Annotated in this window: 22 protein-coding genes and 2 pseudogenes; 14 read left to right on the top strand and 10 right to left on the bottom strand. The window is 73.4% G+C overall.

The window, feature by feature from the left end:
• Positions 1 to 70 precede the first annotated feature (70 nt).
• Positions 71 to 1042, top strand: a complete 972-nt coding sequence (locus AB0F68_RS10525; protein WP_357334917.1) for an acyl-CoA desaturase — start codon at positions 71 to 73, stop codon at positions 1040 to 1042.
• A gap of 41 nt (positions 1043 to 1083) precedes the next feature.
• Entirely contained in the window at positions 1084 to 1767 is a 684-nt protein-coding gene (locus tag AB0F68_RS10520) for a TetR/AcrR family transcriptional regulator (protein WP_357334915.1), read from the top strand.
• Positions 1768 to 1770: 3 nt separating this feature from the next.
• Here AB0F68_RS10520 and AB0F68_RS10515 read toward each other — a convergent pair whose 3' ends face one another.
• The 6 genes from AB0F68_RS10515 to AB0F68_RS10490 form a co-directional block, all read right to left on the bottom strand.
• Positions 1771 to 2244 (bottom strand): DUF4383 domain-containing protein, encoded by a 474-nt coding sequence (locus tag AB0F68_RS10515; protein ID WP_357334913.1) that lies wholly within the window; start codon positions 2242 to 2244, stop codon positions 1771 to 1773.
• Positions 2245 to 2359: 115 nt separating this feature from the next.
• The gene (locus AB0F68_RS10510; protein ID WP_357334911.1) at positions 2360 to 2815 is read right to left on the bottom strand and encodes a DUF4383 domain-containing protein; all 456 of its coding nucleotides are present in this window, start codon (positions 2813 to 2815) and stop codon (positions 2360 to 2362) included.
• A gap of 93 nt (positions 2816 to 2908) precedes the next feature.
• Positions 2909 to 4708 (bottom strand): ABC-F family ATP-binding cassette domain-containing protein, encoded by a 1800-nt coding sequence (locus AB0F68_RS10505; protein WP_357334909.1) that lies wholly within the window; start codon positions 4706 to 4708, stop codon positions 2909 to 2911.
• Between the two features lie 121 nt (positions 4709 to 4829).
• A complete protein-coding gene (locus tag AB0F68_RS10500) occupies positions 4830 to 5783 on the bottom strand; it encodes a 4-(cytidine 5'-diphospho)-2-C-methyl-D-erythritol kinase (protein WP_357334907.1) in 954 nt (317 codons plus the stop codon).
• Positions 5784 to 5866: 83 nt separating this feature from the next.
• Positions 5867 to 6736: a 16S rRNA (adenine(1518)-N(6)/adenine(1519)-N(6))-dimethyltransferase RsmA gene (rsmA, locus tag AB0F68_RS10495; RefSeq protein WP_357334904.1), complete on the bottom strand. Its 870-nt coding sequence runs from the start codon at positions 6734 to 6736 to the stop codon at positions 5867 to 5869.
• Between the two features lie 13 nt (positions 6737 to 6749).
• Positions 6750 to 7646, bottom strand: a complete 897-nt coding sequence (locus AB0F68_RS10490) for a TatD family hydrolase (RefSeq protein WP_357334901.1) — start codon at positions 7644 to 7646, stop codon at positions 6750 to 6752.
• An 82-nt stretch (positions 7647 to 7728) separates the two neighbouring features.
• Here AB0F68_RS10490 and AB0F68_RS10485 point away from each other — a divergent pair, with 82 nt between their 5' ends.
• Together AB0F68_RS10485 and AB0F68_RS10480 are read left to right on the top strand one after the other, a co-directional pair.
• Positions 7729 to 8967 carry a hypothetical protein gene (locus AB0F68_RS10485; protein ID WP_357334899.1) on the top strand — a complete coding sequence of 413 codons (1239 nt, stop codon included), beginning with the start codon at positions 7729 to 7731 and terminating at the stop codon, positions 8965 to 8967.
• Between the two features lie 56 nt (positions 8968 to 9023).
• Entirely contained in the window at positions 9024 to 9875 is an 852-nt protein-coding gene (locus tag AB0F68_RS10480; RefSeq protein WP_357334897.1) for an alpha/beta hydrolase, read from the top strand.
• A gap of 60 nt (positions 9876 to 9935) precedes the next feature.
• Here AB0F68_RS10480 and metG read toward each other — a convergent pair whose 3' ends face one another.
• A complete protein-coding gene (gene metG, locus AB0F68_RS10475) occupies positions 9936 to 11738 on the bottom strand; it encodes a methionine--tRNA ligase (RefSeq protein ID WP_357334896.1) in 1803 nt (600 codons plus the stop codon).
• 138 nt (positions 11739 to 11876) lie between these two features.
• On the opposite strand from metG, the gene AB0F68_RS10470 reads away from it, so the two are divergent.
• Positions 11877 to 12740: a hypothetical protein gene (locus tag AB0F68_RS10470; RefSeq protein WP_357334893.1), complete on the top strand. Its 864-nt coding sequence runs from the start codon at positions 11877 to 11879 to the stop codon at positions 12738 to 12740.
• A 6-nt stretch (positions 12741 to 12746) separates the two neighbouring features.
• Here AB0F68_RS10470 and rsmI read toward each other — a convergent pair whose 3' ends face one another.
• Entirely contained in the window at positions 12747 to 13595 is an 849-nt protein-coding gene (rsmI, locus tag AB0F68_RS10465) for a 16S rRNA (cytidine(1402)-2'-O)-methyltransferase (protein WP_357334891.1), read from the bottom strand.
• Positions 13596 to 13678: 83 nt separating this feature from the next.
• On the opposite strand from rsmI, the gene AB0F68_RS10460 reads away from it, so the two are divergent.
• The 3 genes from AB0F68_RS10460 (at position 13679) to AB0F68_RS10450 (ending at position 17822) form a co-directional block, all read left to right on the top strand.
• Positions 13679 to 15376 (top strand): phospholipid carrier-dependent glycosyltransferase, encoded by a 1698-nt coding sequence (locus AB0F68_RS10460; protein WP_357334889.1) that lies wholly within the window; start codon positions 13679 to 13681, stop codon positions 15374 to 15376.
• Between the two features lie 389 nt (positions 15377 to 15765).
• Complete coding sequence (locus AB0F68_RS10455; protein WP_357334886.1) at positions 15766 to 17046, top strand: VWA domain-containing protein; 1281 nt, start codon at positions 15766 to 15768, stop codon at positions 17044 to 17046.
• Between the two features lie 2 nt (positions 17047 to 17048).
• Positions 17049 to 17822 (top strand): peptidase, encoded by a 774-nt coding sequence (locus tag AB0F68_RS10450; protein WP_357334884.1) that lies wholly within the window; start codon positions 17049 to 17051, stop codon positions 17820 to 17822.
• 55 nt (positions 17823 to 17877) lie between these two features.
• Here AB0F68_RS10450 and AB0F68_RS10445 read toward each other — a convergent pair whose 3' ends face one another.
• Positions 17878 to 18096 (bottom strand): hypothetical protein, encoded by a 219-nt coding sequence (locus AB0F68_RS10445; RefSeq protein WP_357334882.1) that lies wholly within the window; start codon positions 18094 to 18096, stop codon positions 17878 to 17880.
• A gap of 164 nt (positions 18097 to 18260) precedes the next feature.
• Between AB0F68_RS10445 and AB0F68_RS10440 the strand changes: the two are divergent.
• The 5 genes and pseudogenes from AB0F68_RS10440 to AB0F68_RS10420 all read left to right on the top strand — a co-directional run bounded on the left by AB0F68_RS10440 (position 18261) and on the right by AB0F68_RS10420 (position 21532).
• Positions 18261 to 18912 (top strand): annotated as a pseudogene (locus AB0F68_RS10440) (4'-phosphopantetheinyl transferase superfamily protein).
• Between the two features lie 74 nt (positions 18913 to 18986).
• Positions 18987 to 19997 (top strand): DUF4352 domain-containing protein, encoded by a 1011-nt coding sequence (locus AB0F68_RS10435; RefSeq protein WP_357334880.1) that lies wholly within the window; start codon positions 18987 to 18989, stop codon positions 19995 to 19997.
• 152 nt (positions 19998 to 20149) lie between these two features.
• Entirely contained in the window at positions 20150 to 20341 is a 192-nt protein-coding gene (locus tag AB0F68_RS10430; RefSeq protein ID WP_357334878.1) for a general stress protein CsbD, read from the top strand.
• Positions 20289 to 20750 (top strand): annotated as a pseudogene (locus AB0F68_RS10425) (low temperature requirement protein A); the annotation flags it as partial. The gene AB0F68_RS10430 and the pseudogene AB0F68_RS10425, both read left to right, overlap by 53 nt.
• 47 nt (positions 20751 to 20797) lie before the next feature.
• On the top strand, positions 20798 to 21532 hold the full coding sequence (locus AB0F68_RS10420; protein WP_357334876.1) for a low temperature requirement protein A: 735 nt from the start codon (positions 20798 to 20800) through the stop codon (positions 21530 to 21532).
• Between the two features lie 144 nt (positions 21533 to 21676).
• Here the strand turns inward: AB0F68_RS10420 and AB0F68_RS10415 are convergent, their stop codons facing one another.
• Entirely contained in the window at positions 21677 to 22855 is a 1179-nt protein-coding gene (locus tag AB0F68_RS10415) for a low temperature requirement protein A (protein WP_357334873.1), read from the bottom strand.
• Positions 22856 to 22974: 119 nt separating this feature from the next.
• Between AB0F68_RS10415 and AB0F68_RS10410 the strand changes: the two genes are divergently transcribed.
• The gene (locus AB0F68_RS10410) at positions 22975 to 23373 is read left to right on the top strand and encodes a hypothetical protein (protein ID WP_357334871.1); all 399 of its coding nucleotides are present in this window, start codon (positions 22975 to 22977) and stop codon (positions 23371 to 23373) included.
• Positions 23374 to 23446: the final 73 nt, after the last annotated feature.

Here is a 23446-nt window from a genome sequence, read left to right as displayed (position 1 = left end):
GTGTCCGCTGCGATCTAGCCCGCTCCTGGTTACGGTGACGTAGGCGTAGCCCGTACCACTGGGAGGTGCCATGTCGACCACCCTTACCGGCCCGGACAGCGGGCCGAAGCCGCTGACCCAGGGCCACCAGTCCCGGGGCATCCTGATCGCCCTGTGGGCGTTCGTGGTCATTCCGTTCCTCGCCCTGTTGGCCGCCGTGCCGGTGGCCTGGGGTGGCTGGCTGGGCTGGACAGACCTGCTGGTAGCCGGGTTCTGGTACGTGCTGTCCGGCCTGGGTATCACCGTCGGCTACCACCGCTACTTCACGCACGGCTCGTTCAAGGCGAAACCCTGGTTGCGGGCCGCCCTGGCGGTGGCGGGTTCGTTCGCCGTGCAGGGCGAGATCATCCAGTGGGTGGCCGATCACCGGCGGCACCACGCCTTCTCGGACCAGGAGGGCGACCCGCACTCGCCGTGGCGGTTCGGGGAGAGCATCGGCGGGCTGACCAAGGGGCTGTTCCACGCGCACGTCGGCTGGCTGTTCAACCGGGAGTTGTCGAACCGGAAGCGGTTCGCCCCGGACCTGCTGGCCGATCCGATCACCCGCCGCGTCGACCGGCTCTTCCCGCTGCTGGTGGTGGTCTCGGTGCTCGGGCCGGCGGCGATGGGCGGGCTGCTGACGGGGTCGTGGCAGGGCGCGCTGACCGCGTTCTTCTGGGGCGGGCTGGTCCGGATCGCGCTGCTGCACCACGTCACCTGGTCGATCAACTCGGTCTGTCACGTCTACGGCGAGCGCCCGTTCGCGGTGCGGCAGGGCGACCGGGCGTCGAACTTCTGGCCGTTGGCGTTGCTGTCGTTCGGGGAGAGCTGGCACAACCTGCACCATGCCGAGCCGACCAGCGCGCGGCACGGGGTGCTGCGCGGGCAGGTCGATCCGTCGGCGCGGGTGATCTGGCTGCTTGAGAAGGCGGGCGCGGCCTGGTCGGTGCGGTGGCCGAAACCGGAGCGGATCACGGCGAAGCTGGTGGAGCCGGGGCGGGTGCGCGGCCGGCCGGCGCAGTAACCGGTCGATGGGCGGGGGTCGGGTTTGGCAGGATGGGCCGGGTGACCGACGTTCCCGGCAGCGACGCCAGCCCCGCCCATCGGCGGGCCGTCCCGGCGGCGAAGCCTTCCCGGGTACGGATGTCCGCGACCCAACGACGCGAGCAGTTGATCTCGATCGCCCGGCAGATCTTCGCCGAGCGCGGCTTCGACGCCACCTCGATCGAGGAGGTGGCGGCTCGGGCGAAGGTCTCCAAGCCGGTGGTCTACGAGCACTTCGGCGGCAAGGAGGGGCTCTACGCGGTGGTGGTGGACCGGGAGGTCCGCTCGCTGCTGGAGCGGATCACCACGGCGTTGACGGCGGGGCATCCGCGGGAGTTGCTGGAGCAGGCGGCGTTGACCCTGCTGACGTACATCGAGGAGGAGACCAGCGGGTTCCGGGTGCTGGTCCGGGAGTCGCCGCTGATGTCGGCGACGGGCAACTTCAGCAGCGTGATGAACGACGTGGCGCACCAGGTGGAGCACATCCTGGGCGCGGAGTTCTCCAGCCGGGGCTACGACCCGAAGCTGGCGGAGCTCTACTCGCAGGCGTTGGTGGGCATGGTGGCGTTGACCGGGCGCTGGTGGTTGGAGGTGCGCAAGCCGCGGAAGGAGACGGTGGCGGCGCACCTGGTGAACCTGGCCTGGAACGGCCTGTCGCACCTGGAGGCGAAGCCGGGTCTGATCACCGTCCGCAAGCGGGGCTGAGTCTCACCGGTTGGCCTCGGCGACGGGGTGCTTGCGGCGGCGCCGTTCCTCGGCGGCGTGCTCGTCCGTGCCGACCTTGTCGTAGAGGCCGGTGGCGAGCAGGACCAGCCCGAAGACCAGCGAGACCAGCACGGTGGACATCGAGAAGTTGAGGAAGTTCGCCGAGGTCTGCAGCACGGCCATCATGAGGATGCCGGTGACCAGGAAGACCGCCCCGGCGGTCAGGTTCATGTAGTGGCCGAGGTTGCCGCGGCGGGAGGCGCCGATCAGCAGGAAGGCGCCGAAGACCACGGAGACCAGGGAGAACGCCAGGTTGGTGCGGAGGCCGAGGGCGGTGGTGCTCTCCCGGCTGAAGAGGCTGTCGCCCCAGGTCTGGAAGACCCCCCAGACGCCGAAGACCAGGATGTAGAGGCCGATGAGGCCGGACAGCACCCGGTAGAGCGGCCGTGCGGGGTGGTTCACCGGGAAGTGCGCCATGGGAGCCTCCGGTCAGCTGACTGGTTTGGCGCAATTGTCCCCCGAGCCGCCCGCTCCCGTCCCCGGAAAACGCCGAAGGCCCGGCGGGCGCCGGGCCTTCGAGGATGACTGGGGGTCAGAGCACCAGCCGGGCCTTCTGCCAGGCCTCGTGCTCCTCGTCGCTGCCGACCTTGCCGTACATGCCGACCATCAGGAGCACCAGCGAGAGGGTGAGCACCACGATGTCGGTCATGATCGAGAAGTTGAAGATGTTGGCGTCGGTCTGGAGGAACGCCAGCTCCGCCAGGCCGAGGGCCATCAGGATGTAGGCCAGCCACTGGTTGATCGCCACGTCGAGGTTGCGGCCGATCACGGTGCCGACCAGGATCACGGCGCCGAGCAGGATGGCGAGCATCGAGAAGCCGAGGTTGGTGCCCTGGCCGAGGATCTTGGTGTCGTCCTGGGCGAGGACGTCGTTGCCGGCGCTGGCGATGAGGCCGAGCACGCCGAAGACGACGAAGTACAGACCAACGAGCCCGCCGATCGCCCGGTAGACAGGCCGCGCGGGGTGGTTGACGGGGGTGTGCGCCATCTGTGCGTCTCCAAGACCGAACGGAAGAGGGGTCGCCTGCGATTGTCCCGTACGCCCGTCAGTGACGCCGCACACCCCCCACCCCGGGCGAGGTCAGCCGGCCGGCAGCTCCTCGGCGAGGGCCAGCCAGGCCTCCTCGGTGCGGTCCCGCTCGGCCCGGACCTCCTTGAGCTGGCCGTCCAGCTCGGCGACCCTGGCGTAGTCGGTGGCGTTCGCGGCGAGCTGCTCGTGCAGCGTCGCCTCCTTCTGCTCGAGCTTGGCGATCTGCCGCTCCAGCCGGCTGAGTTCCTTCTTCGCGGTGCGTACCTCGGCGGCGGACAGGCCCTCGCGGGCCGGGGCGGCCGTGGCCGGGGTGAGGTCGGCGGGCGCCGGGCCGCCCCGCGCGGCGGCGCGGGCCAGGTATTCGTCGACTCCGCCGGGCAGGTGCACCAGCCGGCCGTCGCCGAACATCCCGTACGCGACGTCGGTGACCCGCTCGATCAGGTAGCGGTCGTGGCTGGCCACCACGATCGTGCCGGGCCAGGAGTCGAGCAGGTCCTCCAGTGCCGCGAGGGTGTCGGTGTCCAAATCGTTGGTGGGCTCGTCGAGGAGGAGCACGTTGGGCTCGCCGGCGAGCAGCCGCAGCATCTGGAGCCGGCGGCGCTCGCCGCCGGAGAGGTCGCTGACCGGGGTCCAGAGCCGCCGGTCGTCGAACCCGAAGACCTCGGCGAGCTGGGCGGCGCTGATCTCCCGGTCGCCGAACTGCACCCGCCGGGCCACCTCCTCGACGGCTTCGAGGACGCGCAGGTGGCCGGGGAGTTCGGCGAGTTCCTGGGAGAGGAAGGCGGGGCGGACGGTCTGCCCGGCGGCGAAGCGCCCGCCGTCGGGGCGGGTCACCCCGGCGAGCATCCGCAGCAGGGTGGTCTTGCCGGCGCCGTTGCGGCCCAGGATGGCGACCCGGTCGCCGGGGCCGACCTGCCAGGTGACGTCGTGCAGGATCTCCTTCGGCCCGGCGTGCAGGGTGACCTGGTCGAGGTCGTACACCTGCTTGCCGAGCCGGGCGGTGGCGAGCCGTTGCAGCGACGTGGTGTCGCGAGGCTCCGGCACGTCGGCGATCAGCGCGTTGGCGGCGTCGATCCGGAACTTCGGCTTGGAGGTACGGGCCGGGGCGCCCCGGCGCAGCCAGGCGATCTCCTTGCGGAGCAGGTTCTGCCGGCGGGCCTCGGTGGCGGCCGCGACCCGCTGCCGCTCGACCCGGGCCAGGGTCCAGGCGGCGAAGCCGCCCTCGTAGGCCCGGACGGTCTGGTCGGCGACCTCCCAGGTGGTGGTGCAGACGGCGTCGAGGAACCAGCGGTCGTGGGTGACCACGACGAGCGCGCCCTTGCGGGTGACGAGGTGCCGGGCCAGCCAGTCGACGCCGCCGACGTCGAGGTGGTTGGTGGGCTCGTCGAGGATGAGCAGGTCGGCTTCGCGGACCAGCAGCGCGGCGAGCGCGACGCGGCGGCGTTCGCCACCGGACATCGTCCCGACCGGCGCGTCGAGGCCGAGGTGGGGCATGCCGAGGCCGTCGAGGATGGCCCGGACGCCCGCGTCGCCGGCCCACTCGTGCTCGGCGCCCATGCTCTCGCCGAGCCAGGCGGTGCCGAGCACCACGTCCCGGACGGTGGCCTCGGGGGCGAGGTCCAGGGTCTGCGGCAGCGAGGAGACCCGCAGGTCGCGGCGGTGGGTGACCCGGCCGTCGTCGGGCTCCTCCTGCTTGGTGAGCAGGCGGAGCAGGGTGGACTTGCCGGCGCCGTTGAGGCCGACCACACCGACCCGGTCGGCGTCGTCGAGGCCGAGCGAGACGTCGGTGAGCAGCTGCCCGGCGGCGCCGTACCCCTTGGACACCCGGTCCAGGTTGACGATGTTGGCCACTTACCCACCTTTCATGATCAAGGCGCCCCGGTGCCCGGGACGCCCGCCGTCAAGGGTACGCGGCCCGCCCCGCCCGCCACCCGCCCAGCATGATCGACATGCCCGGCGGGACCGGCCGGGCTCAGACGATGCGGGCGCCGGCGACCGGGCCGTGCGCGACCCGGGCCTCCCGGCAGACGCCGGCGGCCTCCAGGTCGGCGGCGATCCGCCCGGCGTGCGCCTCGTCGGTGGCGAGGAAGACGCAGGTCGGGCCGGAGCCGGAGACGAGGCCGGCGAGCGCCCCGGCCGCCTCCCCGGCCTTGAGCGTCTCGGCCAGCGACGGGCGCATGGTCAGCGCGGCGTCCTGGAGGTCGTTGCCGAGCGCGGCGGCGAGCACCCGCGGGTCGCGCTGGCGCAGCGCGCCCAGCAGCCCGTCGGTGCTGCCCAGCGGTTCCCCCGCGGTGCCGGCGTCACGGAGCCGGTCCAGCTCCCGGTAGGCGGCCGGGGTGGAGAGGCCGCCGTCGGCGACGGCCACCACCCAGTGCCAGGAGGTGGGGCGGGCCAGCACCGGGCTGACCGCCTCGCCCCGACCGGTGCCGAGCGCGGTGCCGCCGTGGATCAGGAACGGCACGTCGGAGCCGAGGTCGGCGGCGATCCCGGCCAGCTCGTCGCGGGACAGCCCGGTGCCCCAGAGCGCGTCGCAGGCGACCAGCGCGGCGGCCGCGTCGGCGCTGCCGCCGGCCAGCCCGCCGGCGAGCGGGATCTGCTTGCGCAGGTGCAGCCGGGCGTGCGGCAGCACGCCCGCGTAGCCGGCGAGGGCCTGGGCGGCCCGGATCACCAGGTTGGAGTCGTCCAGGGCCAGCTCGCCGGCGCCCTCGCCCTCCATGGTGAGGGTCAGCGTGTCGCCCCGGCGGGCGGTCAGCTCGTCGTAGATGGAGATCGCGTGGTAGACGGTGTTCAGCTCGTGGTAGCCGTCCCGGCGCAGCGGCCCCACCCCGAGGTGCAGGTTGACCTTGGCCGGCACCCGCACCTTCACCGGGCCGCTGGCCCCGCGCCGCTGCCCGTCCTCGTCGTCCGGTCGCCACGCCTCGGTCACGGGACGATGTCCCGCGGGCGCAGGCGGATGTCGAACGGCTTCTGCACGGTCAGCTCCTCGGCAGGGTCGGCAACGGCGCCAGCCTACTGGGCGGCGGCGGGGGCGGCCGGGGCCGACGCGGCGATGGCGGCGAACTGCTCCACGGTGAGTGACTCGCCGCGCGCGCCGGGGTCCACGCCGGCGGCGGTGAGCGCCGCGGCGGCCCGGTCCGCGCCGCCGGCCCAGCCCGCGAGGGCGGCGCGCAGCGTCTTGCGGCGCTGCGCGAACGCCGCGTCGACGACCGCGAAGACGGCTTCCCGGGGTACGTCGGAGCGGGGCGGCTCGCGCCGGGTGAAGGCGACCAGGCCGGAGTCGACGTTCGGCACCGGCCAGAACACGTTCGGCGGGACCTTGCCGGCGGCCCGGGACCGGGCGTACCAGGCGAGCTTGACCGACGGGATGCCGTACACCTTGGAGCCGGGACCGGCCACGAGCCGGTCGGCGACCTCCTTCTGCACCATCACCAGGCCGTGGCGCAGGGTGGGCAGCTCGGCGAGCAGGTGCAGCACCACGGGCACGGCCACGTTGTAGGGCAGGTTCGCCACCAGCGCGGTCGGCGCCGGGTCGGCCAGCTCGGCGGCGGTGATCCGCAGCGCGTCGGCGGGGTGCACGGTGAGCCGGGCGGCGTCCGGGCCGGCGAACCGCGTGGCGGTCGCCGGCAGGGCGGCGGCCAGGGCCGGGTCGAGCTCCACGGCGTGCACGTGCGCGGCCACCGGGAGCAGGGCCAGGGTGAGCGAGCCGAGCCCGGGGCCGACCTCCAGCGCCACGTCGTCCGGGGCGAGCCCGGCGGTGGTGACGATCCGGCGCACCGTGTTCGGGTCGTGCACGAAGTTCTGGCCGAGCTTCTTGGTCGGCGTCACGCCGAGCCGCGCGGCGAGCTCCCGGATCTCCGCCGGGCCGAGGAGACCGGTCACGCCGGGCATCCTTTCACCACGGCCCGAAGGCGCGTTCGCCGGTCGCGGAGATCGCCGCGCAGAGCTCGTCGAGGTCGGCTCCGGTGGTCTCGGCCAGGAACCGCACGGTCAGCGGGATCAGATACGAGGCGTTGGGCCGCCCCCGGTGCGGCATCGGAGTTAGGTACGGCGCGTCGGTCTCCACCAGCATCTGCTCGGGCGGGGTGACCGCGGCGGCCTCCCGGAGCGCCGTCGCGCTGCCGAAGGTGACCGTGCCGGCGAAGCTGAGCAGGTAGCCGCGGCGGACGCACTCGCGGGCGAAGTCGGCGTCGCCGGAGAAGCAGTGCAGCACCACGGTGTCCGGGGCGCCCTCGTCGTCGAGGACGCGCAGCACGTCGGCGTGCGCGTCCCGGTCGTGGATGACCAGCGCCTTGCCGTGCCGCTTGGCGATGGCAATGTGCGCCCGGAAGCTCTCCTCCTGCGCGGCCCGCCCCTCGTCGCCGGTGCGGAAGAAGTCCATCCCGGTCTCGCCGATGCCGCGGACCCGGCTCCGGCCGGCGAGCGCCTCGATCTCGCGCAGCGCCTCGTCCAGGTCGGCCAGGCGGGGGGCCTCGTTGGGGTGCAGCGCCACGGTGGCCAGCACGGCGCCGTAGCGCTCGGCGACGTCGGCGCCCCACCGGGACGAGTCGACGTCGACGCCGACCTGCACCAGCCGGTCCACGCCGACGCCGGCGGCCACCGCAACGGCCGCCGCCACCGGGTCGTCGGCGGGCCCGCCCGGCACCCCGGCCTCGCTGACGGTGATGTCCAGGTGGGTGTGGCTGTCCAGCACGGGCACCGCCAGCGCCTCCGGGGCGGGCGGGAACTCACCGGCCCGGCGGGCGGCACGCTGCTTGCGGGTTTCGGTCTGCTCGCTCATCGCGGCCAGCATCACACACCCCCACCGGCCGGTGTTTCCGGACCGCCATCGACTGTTCACTCGCGCAACATCTGCCGCGCCTACGGTCCGGGGCGTGACCGTCACTCCCCAGGCCAGCGGAGCCGCCCCCGGGCGGACCGGGCTGCGCGTGACGTACGACGGCCGCGTCCACCCGGCGGAGGAGATCGCCCGGGGCGCGGCGTACGAGCTGTTCAGCGCCGAGGAGGCGCCCGGCTTCGAGTGGACGCCCCGGCCCGGGGTGGCCCACCCGTGGCGGAAGTTCGTGCACGTCACCGAGGTCAGCGCGGTGCACGGGGCGGCCGAGCCGAACGAGGACCTGGACCCGCCGCTGCTGATGCCGCTGCACCGGGAGCACGGCTGGGCGTACCTGCACCAGCTCAGCCAGCAGCCGGGGGCGGCCGGGGACCCGACCCTCGCGGCGGTGCGCGGTTCGGCGCTGATCCGGCCGGGCACCCGGATGGTGAAGGTGCTCTCCGCCCGCCAGCTCGCCGGCTACGTGCGGGGCCGGCTGCCGCACGGCTTCTGCCACCGGGAGCACGACGTGGCGCACCTGCGTACCCCGGCCGGGATGGCGGTGCTGCGCGGCGACTCCGAGGGCGGCGACGTGGCGTACGCGCTGCGCTGGCGCGCCACCGACCCGGCCGACTACGACGTTCCGGTCGGCCCGGCGCACCGGGGGCTGACCGCGCTGCCGCCGCGGGACCGGCTCGGGCCGCCGGTGCTGGGCACCGGTTTCGTGCCGAGCAACACCCAGCTGATCCCGGAGTTCGTCACCCGCGACTTCGCCGACCTGCCGATGCCGGCGAACGCCACCCTGCTCGCCTACCCGGCGGAGGGGGTGGAGGTGGTGCTCTACACCTACCAGGCGGAACAGCGGGGCTGGCTGCGCATGGTCGGCCCGCAGTGGCGCCACCTGCTCGCCGCGGTGCCCGGCCTCTCCCCCGACCAGGAGTACGTGCCGACCGGCGACGCGCCCCGCTCCACCCAGCTCGTCGGTGGCTACGGCGGCGCCGAGTACGAGGCGGTGGCCGAGCCGCCCGGCGGGTTCCGGCTGCTGGCGATGACCCGCGCGGCCCGCTACCCGGTGGAGTCGGCGGCCCGCCGGCTGCGCTACGCCGCCTGGCGCGGGGTGCCCTGCCTGGTGCTCCGGGAGGAGGCGGGCTGGCTGCGGCTGCGGCTGTGCCGGCCGGATTCGGACGCGGTGGCCACGACCGGGGCGCAGTGCCACGAGCGGGGCGTCTACGAGACCTGGGCGCCGGGCGCCGAGCTGACCGACGACCGGGTGGTGGACCTGCCGTACCGGACCGCATAACCGGGGCCGGATCGGGAAAGCGCGGGCGTCCACACGCAGGCGAGGAGAGACCCGACATGCCTTTCGTCACCGTCGGTACGGAGAATTCCGCACCCATCGACCTCTACTACGAGGATCACGGCTCCGGCCAGCCGATCGTCCTGATCCACGGCTTCCCGTTCAACGGGGCGACCTGGGAGAAGATGGCCAACCCGCTGCTGGCGGCCGGCTACCGGGTGATCACCTACGACCGGCGGGGATTCGGCAACTCCGCCCAGCCGGCGTTCGGCTACGACTACAACACCTTCGCGGCCGACCTCGACGTGCTGATGACGGAGCTGGACCTGCGCAACGCGATCCTGATCGGGCACTCGATGGGCACCGGCGAGGTGACCCGCTATCTCGGCGCGTACGGGTCGGACCGGGTGGACCGGGCGGTGCTGATGGCCCCGTTGGCGCCGTTCCTGCTGAAGACTGGCGACAATCCGGAAGGGGTCGACAAGAGCCTGTTCGACGGGTTCCAGGCAGCGATCATCCAGGACCGGTTCGCCTACCTGACCCAGTTCTGCGACGCGTTCTTCAACTACAGCGAGAACAAGGGCAAGTGGGTGAGCGAGGAGGCGTACCGGGCGCACTGGCAGATCGGCGCGCACGCGTCGGCGAAGGCGACCCACGACAGCGTCGACGCGTGGCTGACGGACTTCCGGGGCGACCTGCCGAACATCACCGTGCCGGTGCTGATCATCCAGGGCGACAAGGACAACGTGCTGCCGTTCCCGGCGACGGGCCAGCGGTTGCAGAACATGCTGTCCGACTGCCGGCTGATCACGCTGAAGGGAGCGCCGCACGGCACGCCGTGGACGCACCCCACCGAGGTCAACCAGGCGATCATGGAGTTCATCGGCGCACCGAAGATGGCCCGCGCCTGACCGCCGACGGCGGCGGCCCCGGGGACGACATCCCCGGGGCCGCGTCGCGCGTAGGTCGGCTCAGCCGGCCAGCCGGGCCAGCTCCTCGTCGACGATGGACGGGTCGAGCTTGCGGAACACCGGCTTCGGCGCCGCGAGCGGCCGGCCCGCCTCCAGGGGTACGGACTCCCAGCGCGCCCCGACCGTGTAGTCGCCGGTCAGCACCGGGTACGCCGGACCGCCGTCGAGGTCCTCGACCTCCTCGATCACCGGCATCGGCGCGTGCACCCCGGTGCCGCCGAGCAGCTCGTGGATCTTCTGCGCGGCGTGCGGCAGGAACGGGGTGAGCAGCGTGTTGGCGTCGCTGACCACCTGGAGGGCGACGTGCAGGATGGTGCCCATCCGGGGCTTGTCGTCCTCGCCCTTGAGCTTCCAGGGCGCCTGGTCGGACAGGTACTTGTTGGCCTCGGCGACGACCTTCATGGCCTCGCCGATGGCCTGCTTCTGGCGGTGCCGGGCGATCAGGTCGCCGACGGTGGCGAAGCCCGCCTTCGCGGTGTCCAGCAGGGCCCGGTCGGCCTCGGTGAGCCCGGCCGGGTCGACCGGCGGGATCGCGCCGAAGTTCTTCGCCGCCATCGAGATGGACCGGTTGACCAGGTTGCCCCAGCCGGCGACCAGCTCGTCGTTGTTGCGGCGGAGGAACTCGGCCCAGGTGAAGTCGGTGTCGTTGCTCTCCGGGCCGGCCACCGCGATGAAGTAGCGCAGCGCGTCGGCGTCGTACCGCTCCAGGAAGTCCCGCACGTAGATGACGACCTTGCGGGAGGAGGAGAACTTGCGCCCCTCCATGGTCAGGTACTCGCTGGAGACCACCTCGGTGGGGAGGTTGAGCCGGCCGAGCCGGCCCGGCTCGCCGTCGCGGGAGCCCTCGCCGGAGTAGCCGCCGAGCAGCGCCGGCCAGATCACCGAGTGGAAGACGATGTTGTCCTTGCCCATGAAGTAGTAGCCGCGGGCGTCCTTGCCCTCGCCGTCGGCGGACCACCACTTCCGCCAGGCGTCCGGGTCGCCGGTGCGGCGGGCCCACTCGATGGAGGCGGACAGGTAGCCGATGACCGCGTCGAACCAGACGTAGATCCGCTTGTCGGGCCGGTCGCGCCAGCCGTCGAGCGGGATCGGCACGCCCCACTCCAGGTCCCGGGTGATGGCCCGGGGCTGGAGGTCGTCGAGCAGGTTGCGCGAGAACCGGAGCACGTTGGGGCGCCAGCCCTCCCGGCTGTCCAGCCACTGCCGCAGCGCGTCGGCCAGGGCGGGCAGGTCGAGGAAGAAGTGCTCGGTCTCCACGAACTCCGGCGTCTCGCCGTTGATCTTCGACTTGGGATTGATCAGGTCGATCGGGTCGAGCTGGTTGCCGCAGTTGTCGCACTGGTCGCCGCGGGCGCTGTCGTAGCCGCAGATCGGGCAGGTGCCCTCGATGTAGCGGTCGGGCAGGGTGCGGCCGGTGGACGGGGAGATCGCCCCGGTGGTGATCTTGGGGACGATGTAGCCGTTGCGGTACAACCCCTCGAACAGCTCCTGCACCACCGCGTAGTGGTTGCGGGTGGTGGTCCGGGTGAACAGGTCGTACGACAGGCCCAGCGCCCGCAGGTCCTCGGCGATCACCCGGTTGTACCGGTCGGCCAGCTCGCGCGGGGTGACCCCCTCGGCGTCGGCCTGCACCTGGATCGGGGTGCCGTGCTCGTCGGTGCCGGAGACCATGAGCACGTCGTGACCGGCCATCCGCATGTACCGGGCGAAGACGTCGGAGGGAACGCCGAATCCGGATACGTGGCCGATGTGGCGCGGGCCGTTGGCGTAGGGCCAGGCGACCGCGGCGAGAACGTGACTCATGAGCGCCAAGCCTAGTGATTGCCGTCGGTCACCCGCGAACCAATAGGGCGGGTCCCACGAACCGGCCCCGGCCGTGCGCCCGATTTGTCGCCGACACGCGGCCTGAGCTGCCCGGCAAGCCCGTCCTGCCGGGGTGAAATGTACGGCGTGACCAGCAGACCAGCGGCGCCCGGGCAGGGCGGACCCTCCTCCGCGCCGGCGGCCGAGGAGCCCACGCGGCGGATCCCGGCGCGGGCGTCGGTCGCTCCCCAGCCCCGGCTGGACCCGGCGGACCCGCCGGTCGAGGTGGAACCGACCACCGGGGCGCCGGTGGACGCCGTCCCGCGCCGGGTGCCGGTCCGGCAGCCGCGCTGGCACCGGCGGTCCGCCCCGGCGGAGGGCGCCGCCTGGGCGCCGATCGAGGAGGTGCACTGGGACGGCACCCCGCTGCGGGAGGAGCCGCCCCGCCGGGTCGCCCGCTGGCCGGGTCGCCGGTCGGCGTCCCGGCGCGACCGGGCCCGCCCGGTCCACCCCCCGGACCCGGTCACCGGCCTGTCCGCGCTGGTGTCGTTGAGCCTGCTGGCGGCGTTCTTCGCCTGGGTGAGCGCCGGGCCGTTGTGGCTGGCCGTGGGGCATTCCACGAGCGGCACGGCGGTGATCACCGACTGCACCGGCGGCGGGCTGACCCAGCGCTGCCGGGGGATCTTCCTGGCCGACGGCGAGCGCTTCCTGGTCCACGGGGTCCGGGTCAGCGGGGTGCCGGCCGAGCGCAGCGCCACCGGCTCGGCGCTGCCCGCCCGGATGACCGGGCCGACCGGTCGCACCGCCTACGCGGACGTCGGCGCCGGTCGGCACCTGCGCTGGCTGCTCGGGTTGCTGCTGGTGGCGGGCTGCGCGACCGGGATCGCCCGCTGGACCGGCGCGACCCGGCTGCCGGACCTCCGGCACCGCCGCTGGGCGGTGGGCGTGGCGCTGGCCGGCCCGCTGCTGATCACCGCCGGGTTCCTGGCCTCGGCCTGGTAGCCGCGGTCAGCTGTGCACGACCGTGTAGACCTCGCGGCGGCGCAGCCCGTACTCGGTGGCGACCTCGGTGATGGCGTCGCGCCGGGACAGCCCGGCCGCCTCCCGCGCGGCCACCGCGGCGCGCAGCGTGTCGTCGTCGGGCCGGACGGCCGCGGCCGGCGGCGCTCCGGCCACGACCAGGGTGATCTCGCCGCGCGGCTCGCCCGCCGCCGCCCACTCGGCCAACTCGCCGAGCGGCCGGCGGACCACCTCCTCGTACGTCTTGGTCAGCTCACGGCAGACCGCGGCGGGCCGGTCCGGGCCGAACGCCTCGGCCAGGTCGGCCAGCGCCGCGGCGATCCGGTGCGGCGCCTCGAAGAGCACCAGGGTGCGTTCCTCGCCGGCCAGCGCGCGCAGCCGGGAACGGCGGGCGCCGGGCGTGCGGGGCAGGAAGCCCTCGAAGCAGAACCGGTCGCAGGGCAGGCCGGACAGCGCCAGCGCGGTGGTCACCGCGCTGGGCCCGGGGGCCGCGGTGACCGGGACCCCGGCGTCGAGGGCGGCCCGGACCAGCCGGTAGCCGGGGTCGGAGACGCTGGGCATGCCGCCGTCGGTGACCAGCGCGACGGTGTAGCCGGCGGCGAGCACGTCGACCAGTTCGGGGGTGCGCCGCTCCTCGTTGCCCTCGAAGTAGGAGACGATCCGGCCGGGCACGCTGACCGCCAGGTCGCGGGCCAGCCGGGTGAGCCGGCGGGTGTCCTCGGCGGCGACCACGTCGGCGGTGGCGAGCACCTCGCGGAACCGGGCGGACGCGTCGGCCGGGTTGCCCAGCGGCGCGCCGAGCAGCACCAGGCGGCCAACCTCGGACATTTCACCCACGACGTGCGCTCCTTCATCGACGGCCGTACCAATCTCGGAGACGACGGGCGCCACCGGGCACCTTCGCAGCCTACGATCGCCGGGTGACGAGTGCGTCGACAGCACAGAGCGCGAACGCGGGCGGGTCCGCCGTCGAGCCGACCCCCGCCGACCGGGATGCCGAGTCCGCGACGAGCGGCGGCGCCGGGCGGATCCCGGCGATCGTCCGGCGACGGCTCGACACCGTCGACGCCCGCCTCGACCGGGGGCAGGCCTGGCTGGCCACCGCGGTCGTCGTGGCGATCGCGGCCATCCTGCGCTTCGTCGGGCTGAGCGGCCCCAACGGGAAGATCTTCGACGAGATCTACTACGCCCGCGACGCGTACGGGCTGATCGACCGCGGCGTCGAGTGGAACTACAAGGACAACGGCCCGTCGTACGTGGTGCACCCGCCGCTGGGCAAGTGGCTCATCGGCCTCGGCGAGTGGGCCTTCGGCTACCAGGACGCGGAGACCAAGATCTCCGTGCCGGGGCACCTCATGACCACCGCCCCCGAGTTCGGCTGGCGGTTCGCCGCGGCGATCGCCGGCACCCTGTCGGTACTGCTGCTGGTGCGGATCGGCCGGCGGATGTTCCGCTCCACCACGCTGGGCTGCGCGGCCGGTCTGCTGCTCGCCCTGGACGGCTTCCACTTCGTGCTCTCCCGCACCGCGCTGCTCGACATCTTCCTGCTGCTGTTCGTGCTGGCCGCGTTCGGCGCGCTGGTGCTCGACCGGGACGCGCGGCGGCGGCGCTGGGCCCGGGCGCTGGCGGCGGGGCTCGACCCGACGCAGCCGGGGCGGGCGGGCCGGCCGCCGTCGACCTGGCGGGACTGGCCGTGGTGGCGGCTGGCCGCCGGGGTGCTGCTCGGCTGCGCGTGCGCGGTGAAGTGGAGCGGCCTCTACTTCGTCCCGGCCTTCGCGCTGCTGGTGCTCCTCTGGGAGGTCGGGGTCCGGCGCTCGGCCGGGGTCCGCCGCCCGTGGCGGGACGCCCTGCTCGACGAGCTGCCCTGGCTGCTGGCGGCCGGCGTGCTGATGGTCGTCACCTACGTGGTCACCTGGTCCGGCTGGCTGCTCAGCGACGACGGCTACTACCGTCTGGCCAGCCGCTACCCGAACACCCCGGGGCTGAGCGACACCCCGGTCATCGGGCCGCTGATCAACCTGTGGGAATACCACAAGGCCGCGTACGGCTTCCACACCCAGCTCGACGACCCGCACAAGTACCAGTCCTGGCCGTGGCAGTGGCTGCTGCTCGGCCGGCCGGTCGCCTTCTACTGGTCCGGCGACGGCAACTGCGGCGCGCCGAGCTGCGCCTCAGAGATCCTGCTGCTGGGCACCCCGCTGCTCTGGTGGTCGTTCCTGCCGGCGCTGGCGGCGACGGTCTGGCTCGGTCTGGCCCGCCGGGACTGGCGGGCCGGGGCGATCCTGCTCAGCGTGGCCGCCGGCCTGCTGCCCTGGTTCTGGTTCGCCCTCGACGGCCGGACGATGTTCTCCTTCTACGCCGCGCCGGCGGTGCCGTTCCTGGTGCTGGCGGTGGTCTACGTGCTGGGCGCGATCGTCACGCCCGCCCCGGCCGCCGGCTCGGCGCCACCGAGCGCCGAGGCCGCCTCCGACCGCCGCCTGGTCGGCGGGATCATCGCGGGCGCGTACCTGCTGCTGGTCGCCCTCTGCTTCGGCTACTTCTACCCGATCTTCGTGGGCCGGCTGATGGCCTACGCGGACTGGTCCGCCCGCATGTGGCTGGACGGTCGCTGGATCTGACCGGCACGGCCCGGCGCGGGCGGAAAACCGGTTGCGATCACGGGCCGGTCGCTGCCCGGCGCCCAAGGCACGAAAAAGCGCGCCCCGATCGCCTGCCACGGGGGAAGCGGGCGATTGGGGCGCGCAAGACAGAGCTTAACCACAGTGCGGCAGTGGCACAACGGGTCGACCCCGGTCAGATTCCCGACGAATGCGCCACCCCACAAAAGGTTTACATCGGGCACCTATACGGTGGGTCACCCTGCGGAAACATCAAGAATTCCTTACCATTCGCCGACGTGGCCGCAGGCCGCCACGCAACTCCTGATCATGCCGCCGATCGCATCGATCGCTCTTGATCGGTCGACCCCGATGATCTTCCTAAGTGGACGTCACTACACTTTCGCCCCGTGATCAACAAGAGACGGTCGACGGTCGTCCTTCTCGGACTTCTGGCGACGACCGCGCTGATCGGTCCGCCGCCCGCTGCGGCCGGCGACGAGACCGCCGAACCCCCCGCCGAGCCGCCCAAGGTCGAGCTGGTCCTGGACGTCAGCGGCTCGATGCGGGCCCGGGACATCGACGGGCGCAGCCGGATCTCCGTCGCTCAGCAGGCGTTCAACGAGGTGGTCGACGCGCTGCCGGACGAGACCCAGCTCGGCATCCGGGTGCTCGGCGCCACCTACCGGGGCAAGGACAAGAAGCAGGGCTGTCTGGACACCCAGCAGATCGTGCCGGTCGGCCCGGTGGACCGTACGCAGGCCAAAGCCGCCGTCGCCACGCTGCGCCCGACCGGTTTCACCCCGGTGGGGCTGGCGCTGCGCTCCGCCGCGCAGGACCTGGGCACCGGCAGCACCGTCCGCCGGATCGTGCTGATCACCGACGGCGAGGACACCTGCGCCCCGCCGGACCCGTGCGAGGTGGCCCGTGAGCTGGCCGCCCAGGGCACCCGGCTGGTCGTCGACACGCTCGGCCTGGCCCCGGACGAGAAGGTCCGCCGGCAGTTGCTCTGCATCGCCGGGGCGACCGGCGGCACCTACACGGCGGCGCAGAGCGCCGACGAGCTGACCGGGCGGATCAAGCAGTTGGTGGACCGGGCCCGGGACACGTACACCGCCACGCCGACCGTGGTGGGCGGGTCCGCCGGGTGCGACGACGCGCCGCTGCTCGCCCCCGGCGTCTACACCGACCGGGAGACGTTCGCCGAGCACCGCTGGTACCGGGTGCCGGTCCGCCCCGGGCAGGAGCTGCGCGCCTCGGTGAGCGTCGCGCTGGACCGGCCGGTGAACCCGGACTACGGCGTGCTGCTGCGGGCCACCGCACCGGACGGGCGGGAACTCGTCCGGGGCGTCGACGCCGGCAGCGGGCGTACCGACGTGGTCTCGGCCGGGCTGCGCTGGTCGGCCGCCGAGGAGGCGAGCCCGGCCCCCAGCCCCAGCGGGGTGCAGCCGGCCCGGACCGTGTGCCTGCTGGTCAGCAACTCGTTCGCCCCGCGCCCCGGCACCCAGGTCACCCCGGGCATGCCGGTGGAGCTGACCGTGGACGTGGTCGCGGCGTCCCCCGCCCCGGCCGGGCCGGACCTGGGCCGCGGCTGGGCGCTGCTGCTCCTGCTCACCCTGGCCGGGCTGGTCACCGGGCTGGTCGCCGGGCTGCTCACCCGCTGGTGGGTGGCCACCTGGAGGGAGAACTGAGGATGCGTACGCTGATCCGCTCCGCTGCGGCGCTGGCCGCCGTCGGACTGACCCTCACCCCGGCGGCCGCCGCCGCGGCGCCGACCCCGTCCCCCGGGGCGACCACCGTCACCAAGGCCGGCACGTCGTTCCTGACCGCCACCACCATCACCCCCGGCCAGCCGGTCCGGGTGGGCGCCTCGACCGGCGACCACCTCTACTGGTCGTTCCGCGCCGAGGCCGGCCAGGTCCACGAGGTCACCGCCACGGTCTCCTTCGCCAAGGCCCGCTCCGGCGCGTCCACCTGGACCGTCGACGTCTTCGACGGGCTGCGCCGCCGCCAGGCGTGCACGGCCGGCGCGCAGACCCCGACCGTGGCGGCGGCCACCACCAGCGTCGCCCTCGGCTGCACGCTGCGCCGGGTCCGGCCCTGGGCGGAGCCGTGGTCGGGCGACCCGCTGCCCGGCACCTACTACCTCCGGCTCTCGGTGACCGACCTGCCCGAGGCCGACCTCGGCCTGCCGGTCGAGGTGGACCTGCTGGTCGGCGCGGACGCCGAGGGCAGCGGATCCGGCGACGACGGGGAGCTGAAGGCGCCGCTCGTGCCGAACACCACGGCCGGCACCGTGCTCACCGCCGAGCCGGCACCCGAGCCGGTCGCCGAGGAGGAGGCCCGCCTCACCGCCTGGCTCCCGGAACCCGGCTCGCGCTGGGTGTGGACCAGCGTGGGCGGCGTGCTCGCCGCCGTGGCGGGCGTGGTGGGCTTCGCGCTCACCCGACGGCCCCGCCGCCCCTGAGCCAGCGCCCGGTGGCCGCCCGCGAACCCGACGCGGCGGCCACCGGGCGCGCGGGTCAGAAGGTACGCGGGCCGCGCGGCACCCAGCCGATGAACCGGTCCTGGAGCGAGGAGACCGGGGCGGCGTGCAGGTCCTGGCTGGCGGCGGCCAGGCAGGAGCCGAGATAGACGCTCAACGAGGCACGGTCCACCTGGTACTCGTCCAGCAGTTGCCGACGTTTGGTGGCGCAGGGCCAGTCGTCACCGCAGGAACCACAGGTCCAGTCGGGGGTCACGGGGGCGTGCTCGCCCGATCGTGATTCCGACGCCTTCGCACCAGGCGTCATCGGCCGTTCCTCTCATCGGTGGACTTGTGCTTGTGGACAGTGCCGCCCCCGCAACGACCCAACAGCGTTCGGGAACGCTCCGGCGTTACATGACTGCGGTACGTTTCCCCCTCATGCGTGAGCTTCTGCCGCCCGAGGTCGCCGTGGCGGTGGCCGGCGCCGCGGACTGGACCGGCGCTCTGCTCCCGGCGGAGCGGTCCTGCCTGGGCGAACGCGCGCTGCCCAGCCGCCGCCGGGACTTCACCGCCGGCCGGGTGTGCGCCCGCCGGGCGCTGGCCGGGCTCGGGCTGCCGGCCACGCCGGTGCCCACCGCCCCCGACCGCGCCCCGGTCTGGCCGGCCGGCGTGGTCGACGCCATCACCCACACCCGGGACTACTGCGCGGCCGCCGCCGCCCGCGCCGTCGAGATCCGCTCGGTGGGCATCGACGCCGAGCGCCACCGGGAACTGACCCCAGGGGTACGCCGGATGCCTGCCCGAGGAGGAGGCGGACCTGGCCCGGCTGCCCGGCGGGGTGGCCTGGCCGATCGTGCTGTTCAGCGCCAAGGAGACCGTCTACAAGGTCTGGCGCCCGCTCGTCGGGACCTGGCTGGACTTCTCCGACGCCCGGGGCACGCTCGACCCCGACGCCGGCACGTTCACCGCCCGGATCGCGCCGGCCCGGCTCGCCGCCGCCCCGGTGCCCGATCCGCCGCCGTCGATAGCCGGTCGGTTCGCAGTGGACGCCGATCTGGTGCGCACCGCCGCCGTTCTGCCAGCCCGATGAGGGCCTGACGGCGCGTTGCCACCGGCTTGTACCGTCGTGCCGACCGACGATCCCGAAGGTGCCCAAGGAGTACGGTGAGCCACCCTCAGCCTCCGTTCGGACCGCAGGACCCGAACCAGCAGCCGCCGGAACCGCCGACCCAGGCGTTCCCCACCGCGCCGATGCCGCCGGTGTCCGGCAGCCCGTACGCGCCGCAGCCGCCGGTCTCGGGGGCGCCGCAGCCGCCGACCTCGGGTGCCCCGTACCCGCCGCCGCCCGTCCCAGGTGGGGGTTACCCGCCGGCCCCGGAGTCGCCGTACGCGCCGCCGCCCACCTCGGGAGCGCCGTACCCGCCGCAGCCGCCGTACCCGCCGACGGGGGCGGCGTTCCCCCCGCCGGCCGGGCAGTACCCGCCGCCGCCGGGTGGGGCGTACCCGCAGACCGGGCCGTACCCGCCCGCGCCCGGGCAGTTCGGGCCGCCGGCCAAGAAGTCCAACAAGAACGTCTGGATCACGGTCGGCATCGTGGTGGCGGTGATGCTGCTGCTCTGCTGCGGCGGCGGCATTTTCGCCATCTACCGCGGGGCGGAGAAGACCAAGGACGCGATCGACAACCTGCCCACTCCGGGGGTCACCTACAGCAACCCGGTCGACGACACCCCGACCGGCGGCACCTCGGCGACGCCGGAGCCGGGCCGCACCGACGGCGAGACCTTCAACATGCCGTCCGGCGACAAGCTCATCGTCAACGACGACGACGGCACCGTCGAGATCACGGTCGGCAACTTCCGGACCAAGGACAAGGCCTGCCAGGAGTTCATGCCGGATCCGAAGAACGGCACGTACCTGATCGCCGACGTGACCGCCGAGGTCACCAAGGGCACCGGCTCGATCAACCCGTTCTTCTTCAAGTGGGTGGGCTCCGACGGCAGCGAGGAGAGCGGCGTCGGCGGCGCCTTCTCCGGCTGCGGCAAGCTGATGGGCTCCGGCAACAACCTGCCCACCGGCAGCAAGCGCAGCGGCCAGCTCATCTTCGACGTGAAGAACAAGAACGGCACGCTGGAGTACCAGCACCACCTGCGTACCGCGGGCTCCTGGAAGCCCTGACCCGCGACGCCCTCGCACGGGGGCCGGTCCCGCCCGGGGCCGGCCCCCGTCGGCTTTCGCCAGCCGTGGACCAGCTCGGGTTTCAGTCCTCGACGGCCGGGGACGCCGCTGCCGGAGGGGCGCGACGGCGCCACGACGACACGGGAGGCGGCATGAGCGTCGAACGGGCGAAGGACGACCTCGAGGATCTGGCCGGCCCGGCCCGGGCGCGGTTGGGCGACATGAACCGGGACGAACGATCCGAGGCGGATGAGGTGCGGCGCCAGGACGAGATCCGGGGCAAGCGGCCCGGTGAGCACGTCCAGCAGGACGCCCGGGACGCGCGGGACGACTTCACCGGCTGAGGTGCCCCGGTCCCGGCCGGTGCCGGTGGCGGAATCGCATCGGGCCACCACCTTCGAGATCTTCTTCGACCTCGTCCTGGTCTTCGCGCTGACCCGGATCATCGGCTTCATGGCGGAGGCCGCGACCGCGCTGGGCCTGTTCCAGGGCCTGCTGCTCCTGCTCTGGTTCTGGTACGCCTGGAGCTGCTACACCTGGCTGGGCAACCTGGTCCGGGCCGACGTGGGTGTGGTGCGGGCCGGGACGACCGTGGCGATGGCCGCCATCTTCGTGGCCGCACTGGTGATCCCCGACGCGTGGCAGCACCCGGGCGGGTCCCTGGACGCACCGCTGGCCCTGGCCGTCGCCTACGCCACCGTACGGGCGCTGCACCTCGCCCTGTTCTTCCACGCGGCGGCCGGCGAGCCACGGATCCGCCGCCAGGCGCCCGCTTCGCCGTCTCGACCGCGCTCGCCTGGTTGCCCCTCATCCTCGGCGCGGTGGACGGCGGAACCGCGCAGATCGTCCTCTGGACCCTGGCGTTCGTGGTCGACTACGGCGGTGGCCGGATCGTCACCGCCGCCAGCCTCGGCGAGGTACGCAGCGCGGCCCACTTCGCCGAACGGCACAACCTGGTGCTGATCATCGCGCTCGGCGAGTCGCTGCTGTCCGTGGGCGCCAGTACCGGAGCCGCCGTCACCCGCACGCCCGTGCTGGCGACGGCCCTGCTCGGCTTCGCCGCGACAGTGTGCCTGTGGTGGCTCTACTTCCAGCGCACCGCGCCGGCCGTCGGACGGGCCCTCGCCGCCGCCCCGCGTCACACCCGCCGCCAGCAGTTGGCCTCGGACTCCTACACCCTGGCCCACCTGCCGCTGATCGCCGGGATCAGCTACTTCGCGCTCGGCATCCACCTGGTGCTCGCCGAGCTCACGGGCGACGACCGGCCCGTGTCACTCGGCTGGATCCCGACCAGCGTGCTCTATGGCGGCGCGGCCCTCTACCTGGCCGGCCGGCTGCTGTTCGGATGGCCGGCCGCCGGCACCCCGCCCGAGCAGATCGCCGCCGTCGGCCTGGTGCTCCTGTTGGTGCCGGTCGCTCGGGCACTGCCCGCTCTGGTGGCGTTCGGCCTGCTCACCGCGGTGCTGATCGCGCTGGTCGGCTACGAGCGGCTGACGTACCGCGACCGGTCGCCGCTCGGACCGCAACCCGACTGACCAGACGTTCCGGCGAGCCGGGCAGCAACCGCCGGGCCGTGCGGGACGGCAGCTCACCGGGCCGGCGCGGGACCTGCACGCGATCGCCCGACGGCACAGGTGAGTCGGCCGGTTCCGTTTCAGCCGCTGGCTTCGACGACCGCGCTAGGGCGGCGGCGAGGGTGCCTCGTCGGGGTACCTCCGCTCGCGGATCCCGTCCCACACGGCCACCCCGAACAGGATGACCGTGGCGGCCGCGGCGGCGAACATCGGCGCCCGGTGCAGCAGGGCCGGCGTCACGGCGGCGAGCGCGACCAGTCCGATCACCCGGGACGGCGAGATCCGGGCGAACACCTCGTACTCCAGGCGGGACCGCCCGGCGAGGAAGAGCGCGGGCCCGCCGAGGATGACCGCGAGCCAGAGCGGATCCTGATGCCCGCGCGGTTCCCGGATGACCAGCGCGTAGCCGACGCCGGCGGCCAGAATGCCCGTCACCATGGCCAGCTGGGTGTAGTACCCGGACTTGCCGAGCCGGTCCGGACGGGGTGCGACCTCGATGGCGACGGCAAACACCGCCCCCGCCCGGTGGAAGTAGATCCGCCACATCAGCACCGCGGTGGCGAAGGACAACACGGCCGGCGCCACCCGGTCGGGCGTGAAGTCGTCGGCGAACGTCGCTCCGGTGAGCAGGATCGTCTCGCCGATCGTGATGACGATGAGCTGCTGGTAGCGCTCCGCGAGGTGCTCGCCCGCCAGTCGCCAGTCCTCCGATCCGGTCCGGCCGAGCCTCGGCACGGGCCAGCCGAACACGAGTCCCGCATAGTCCAGGGCGACCGCCACCGTCCAGAGCGCCCCACGCGCCGGACTCTGCGGGAACAGCGCGGCTCCGGCGATCCACGGCACGGCCGAGAGCGCGGTCCACCACAGGTGTCGCGCGGGGCTGTGCCGCTCACGGTCCCTTCGCGCGATCAGGAGGATGATCGGCTTGCCGGTCTGGATGGCGACGTACGTGACCGCGAAGAGCAGCCCTCGCGCGCCGAACGCGTGCGGCAACGTGACCGCGATGATCATGCTGCCGAACATGGTCCAGACGATCAACAACTGGGTCACCGGTTGTTCCGGTTCCACCCGGCTGGTGACCCACGCCGCGTGGACCCAGATCATCCAGAGCGCCAGCAGCAGGAGCACCGTCTGACCGACTTCGGGCAGGACGACCTGACGGTCCGTGGTGAAATCCTCGATCAGGCGCTGCGAGAACCGGGTCAGCACGAAGACGTAGACCAGGTCGAGGAGGAGTTCCCCCTCTCGGCCCTGCAACAGTCCGCGCCAGCCACCGATCGTCATCTGTCGCCGTGCCCCTGTCCGCTTCGCACCGGTTTCACGCAGTCCTACCACGGCCCTCGGCTGCCACCCCCCGAAACGGCGGTCGGCCGAGAGGCTCACGCCGCGCCTATGGTGAGCGGATGATCCTCGCCGATTTCGCCGGATCCTGGGCGGGCACCAACGGCTTCCGGTTGATGCCCGCCGACCCGCTCGCCGAGTCGCCGGCCGCGCTCACCGTGACGACGGCTGCCGGTGGTCATCTGACCTCGGTTGCCTACTCCTGGACGCATCCTGACGACGGGCCGCAGGACGGCCTGCTCGTCATCGGGGCCGGCGACCAGGAGGGCTCGCTGGTCGCCGTGTGGGGCGACTCGTGGCACCGGCAGCCGACGCCGATGTCGTTGACCGGAGGCCCAGGAACGGACGGGGCGTTCGAGCTGAAGGGCGAGTACGCGGCGGCTGGGCGTGGCGGATCGTGTTCGACGCCGCCGATGCCCAGCACCTGCGGATGCGGATGCGGATGCGGATGGACAACGTGATCCCCGCCGACCAGACCACGGCCGAGACGCCCGCCGGACCGTATCCGTCATGGTCGCCGAGGTACGCCGCGTC

Source organism: Micromonospora sp. NPDC023966 (assembly GCF_040639095.1).
Classification (GTDB): Bacteria; Actinomycetota; Actinomycetes; order Mycobacteriales; family Micromonosporaceae; genus Micromonospora.
The sequence above is the reverse complement of the archived record's forward strand: the minus strand, read 5'-3'. Positions and strand labels throughout refer to the sequence as shown.

Excerpts from the sequence above, each read along its gene's own strand:
- AB0F68_RS10470 (WP_357334893.1), top strand. The coding sequence starts at position 11,877 with ATGTACGGCGTGACCAGCAGACCAGCGGCGCCCGGGCAGGGCGGACCC.
- AB0F68_RS10515 (WP_357334913.1), bottom strand. The coding sequence starts at position 2,244 with ATGGCGCACTTCCCGGTGAACCACCCCGCACGGCCGCTCTACCGGGTG.
- AB0F68_RS10410 (WP_357334871.1), top strand. The coding sequence starts at position 22,975 with ATGATCCTCGCCGATTTCGCCGGATCCTGGGCGGGCACCAACGGCTTC.
- AB0F68_RS10430 (WP_357334878.1), top strand. The coding sequence starts at position 20,150 with ATGAGCGTCGAACGGGCGAAGGACGACCTCGAGGATCTGGCCGGCCCG.
- AB0F68_RS10480 (WP_357334897.1), top strand. The coding sequence starts at position 9,024 with ATGCCTTTCGTCACCGTCGGTACGGAGAATTCCGCACCCATCGACCTC.
- AB0F68_RS10490 (WP_357334901.1), bottom strand. The coding sequence starts at position 7,646 with ATGCTGGCCGCGATGAGCGAGCAGACCGAAACCCGCAAGCAGCGTGCC.
- AB0F68_RS10525 (WP_357334917.1), top strand. The coding sequence starts at position 71 with ATGTCGACCACCCTTACCGGCCCGGACAGCGGGCCGAAGCCGCTGACC.
- metG (WP_357334896.1), bottom strand. The coding sequence starts at position 11,738 with ATGAGTCACGTTCTCGCCGCGGTCGCCTGGCCCTACGCCAACGGCCCG.
- AB0F68_RS10510 (WP_357334911.1), bottom strand. The coding sequence starts at position 2,815 with ATGGCGCACACCCCCGTCAACCACCCCGCGCGGCCTGTCTACCGGGCG.
- AB0F68_RS10450 (WP_357334884.1), top strand. The coding sequence starts at position 17,049 with ATGCGTACGCTGATCCGCTCCGCTGCGGCGCTGGCCGCCGTCGGACTG.
- AB0F68_RS10415 (WP_357334873.1), bottom strand. The coding sequence starts at position 22,855 with ATGACGATCGGTGGCTGGCGCGGACTGTTGCAGGGCCGAGAGGGGGAA.